This is a genomic window from Mesorhizobium sp. M7A.F.Ca.CA.001.10.2.1 (assembly GCF_003998575.1).
Taxonomy (GTDB): Bacteria; Pseudomonadota; Alphaproteobacteria; order Rhizobiales; family Rhizobiaceae; genus Mesorhizobium.
Window position 1 is genome coordinate 1 of record NZ_RZQY01000685.1, and the last position, 3,178, is coordinate 3,178.

The 3,178-nt window shown below is 61.3% G+C and carries 1 protein-coding gene and 2 pseudogenes; 1 reads left to right on the forward strand and 2 read right to left on the reverse strand.

All coding sequences use genetic code 11. The annotated features are described in order from the left end of the window. Positions 1-954, reverse strand: a pseudogene (locus tag EN964_RS29950) (hypothetical protein); the annotation flags it as partial. Between the two features lie 154 nt (positions 955-1,108). After that, entirely contained in the window at positions 1,109-2,284 is a 1,176-nt protein-coding gene (tuf, locus tag EN964_RS29955; protein WP_095090666.1) for an elongation factor Tu, read from the reverse strand. Positions 2,285-2,626: 342 nt separating this feature from the next. Here tuf and EN964_RS29960 point away from each other — a divergent pair. Continuing rightward, positions 2,627-3,178: pseudogene (locus tag EN964_RS29960) on the forward strand (hypothetical protein); the annotation flags it as partial.

Below are 3,178 nucleotides of genomic sequence, written 5' to 3' on the forward strand. Positions count from 1 at the left end.
GGGTTCGATCGCCGGCGGAGCAGACTTATCCGCGGTCGCCGTCAGGCCGTCAGGCTTGTTCCCCGGCATTTCCCGGCAATTCGCGGCCAGGCGACCGGGCTCGCACAGGCTTGCCGCGGTCAACACGCCTACAGCGTCCGTGCTGGTGACCAGCTTCATCGCCAGCATGTCGTCGAGGGCGATCTGGTGGATTTCGCTGGCCGGGGTGCCCTTCATCGTTTCGAGCATGCTTTGTTCGATGCCCATCTGTTTCAGGTAGGCCGCCAGCTTTTTCTCAACCGCCTTGCTCATCTCGTAGGTCTTGTAGCTGCCGGCGTTCTTGCGGCTGACGATCTTTGTGTTGAGGATCTTCTTCTTGCCTCCCACGACGCGATAGGTGGTCCGGTATTGCAATTTCGTACGGATGTAGGTCGTGGTGATCTGATGGACGCCGAGATAGGCCCATTCGCCGGCCACCCGCCTGATACCGCCGGCAAACATCAGAGGACAGGCGGAATTGCACATGGCGCCATAGTCGATGACATCGCCGAAGTAGCGGGCGTCACGGCCCTGGCAGCCCTTCGCATCGGGCTGGCAGCTGGAAAACACCGTCTTGCCGATGGCGATATCGAACTTGTTCTTGCGGATCAGCCGGCCAAGCGTCAGCGCCGCCTCGACATTGCCGCCGGGAGAATCGACGACAACAGGCAGTTTCCGCCCACCAAGCGTCTTCAGCATGCGTTTGAAGAGTGCCGGCGTGCCGGCTTCTATCGAGCCCTCGGCCGATATCCATTCCGGGCAGATCGGCTCGCACCCCGGTGCGTTGCTGCGAACGATGCCGAACCGCATCGTCGGCCCAAGATCCGGCGCCGCATCCGCCGCAAAGGCTCCCGGGCCTGCGGCAAGCAATGCGAGCAGCCAGGTCAGAGCCAGCGGCCACAATGCCCGACGATGGAAAAACCGCCTTGGAACCATTTGAAAAAAGCCCCTCGATGCAACCTATACTAGTCGAGGCCCGGAGCCTTGCAACAGGGTTCGGCCGACTGGGCCGCAACCGATAGCCTCGCAAAAGAAAAGGGCGGCCCGAAGACCGCCCTTTTCTTGTCGATCCGGCGAATGCCGGGCTCGATTATTCCTTGATGGTGACGACGATGCCGGCACCGACGGTGCGGCCGCCTTCACGGATAGCGAAGCGCAGCTTCTCTTCCATGGCGATCGGCACGATCAGCTCGACATCGACCGTGATGTTGTCGCCCGGCATCACCATTTCGGTGCCTTCCGGCAGCGACACGATGCCGGTCACGTCGGTCGTGCGGAAGTAGAACTGCGGACGGTAGTTGGTGAAGAACGGCGTGTGACGGCCACCTTCATCCTTGGTCAGGATGTAGGCTTCGGCCACGAACTTCTTGTGCGGCTTCACCGTGCCCGGCTTGGCCAGAACCTGGCCGCGCTCGACACCTTCACGATCAACGCCGCGCAGCAGCGCGCCGATGTTGTCGCCGGCCTGGCCCTGATCGAGCAGCTTGCGGAACATCTCGACGCCCGTGCAGGTCGTCTTGGTCGTCGGACGGATGCCGATGATCTCCAGCTCCTCGCCGACCTTGACCACGCCGCGCTCGACGCGGCCGGTCACGACCGTGCCGCGGCCCGAGATCGAGAACACGTCTTCGATCGGCATCAGGAACGGCTTGTCGAGCGGACGAACCGGCGTCGGAATGTAGGCATCGACCGCAGCCATCAGCTCGCGGATCGCGTCTTCACCGATCTTCTTGTCGGAATCTTCCAGCGCAGCCAGAGCCGAACCCTTGACGATCGGAATGTCGTCGCCGGGGAACTCGTTCTTGGTCAGAAGCTCGCGAACCTCGAGCTCGACCAGTTCGAGCAGCTCGGCGTCGTCGACCTGGTCGACCTTGTTCAGGAACACCACGATCGACGGCACGCCGACCTGACGGGCCAGCAGGATGTGCTCGCGGGTCTGCGGCATCGGGCCGTCGGCAGCCGACACGACCAGGATCGCGCCGTCCATCTGCGCGGCACCGGTGATCATGTTCTTCACATAGTCGGCGTGGCCGGGGCAGTCGACGTGAGCGTAGTGGCGGGCAGCCGTCTCGTATTCGACGTGCGCCGTCGAGATCGTGATGCCGCGCGCCTTTTCCTCAGGGGCGGCGTCGATCTGGTCGTAGCGCTTGTATTCGCCAAAATACTTGGTGATCGCCGCCGTCAGCGACGTCTTGCCATGGTCGACGTGGCCAATCGTGCCGATGTTCACGTGAGGCTTGTTACGCTCGAATTTACCTTTTGCCATTGTCTCTTTCCTTGGACGGCCCGGATCTTCAGTTCGGTCGAAGACCTTCAGTTCAGTCGAATGCGGGGCGATTAGCGACAAAGGCCAAAAAACACAAGCGTCTTTTGGCCGGGTGCCGTCTCACTCAGTCCGAACCATCGATCCGATTGCGGGATGAGACGCAGATATAGGAAGGCGAACCGTCAAATGGAATGGGCGTTGCATACTGGATCCGAAGCCGAGGATCGGGCGCTTGTCGATATGGCGAATATCTGGTTTGCTCAGCCGATACAGGTCATTCATATCGCTAGCGCGATGGCTGGGCGGATCGTTCGTTCCCGTGCCGATTGAGGGGCAACTTTCATGGAAGATCTGATCGACCGAATCTACGAAGCCGCATTCGTGCCAGAGCTGTGGCCGGTGGTGCTTGACGGCTTGAGCACGATGTCGGGATCGGTAGGCGGCGCCTTGCTGGTCGCCAGCGAGGCTCATCCGCCGCGGTTTGCGGCATCGGCATCGATTATGGATGCGCTGATTGAATTCTCTTCCGACGCGTGGCGAAACAACGATCGTCCGTTGCGCTGGAAGCCTAGTGTCGATGGGTTTCTTCGCGACGTCGAACTCTTCAGTCCGGACGAATTGGAAACCGATCCGATGAGACACGAATTGATCAGGTACGGATTGGGCTGGCAAACCGGCATGGTCATACCGATGACCAATGGCGAGGTCGTGATCTACAGTGTGGAGCGTCGTCTGCAGGACGGTCCGCATGACCCAACCTCCATCGCCTCGCTCAACGTCCTTCGCCCGCATCTTGCCCGCGCCGGGCTTGTTGCGGCAAGGCTTGGCCTGGAGCGGGCGTTGGCCACCGTATCGGCCCTGCAGAGCGTTGGGCTTCCTGCCGCAGTCATGTCG

What these genes read in the sequence shown, in the direction of transcription:
- tuf (WP_095090666.1), bottom strand. Translation starts at nt 2,284, where the DNA reads ATGGCAAAAGGTAAATTCGAGCGTAACAAGCCTCACGTGAACATCGGC.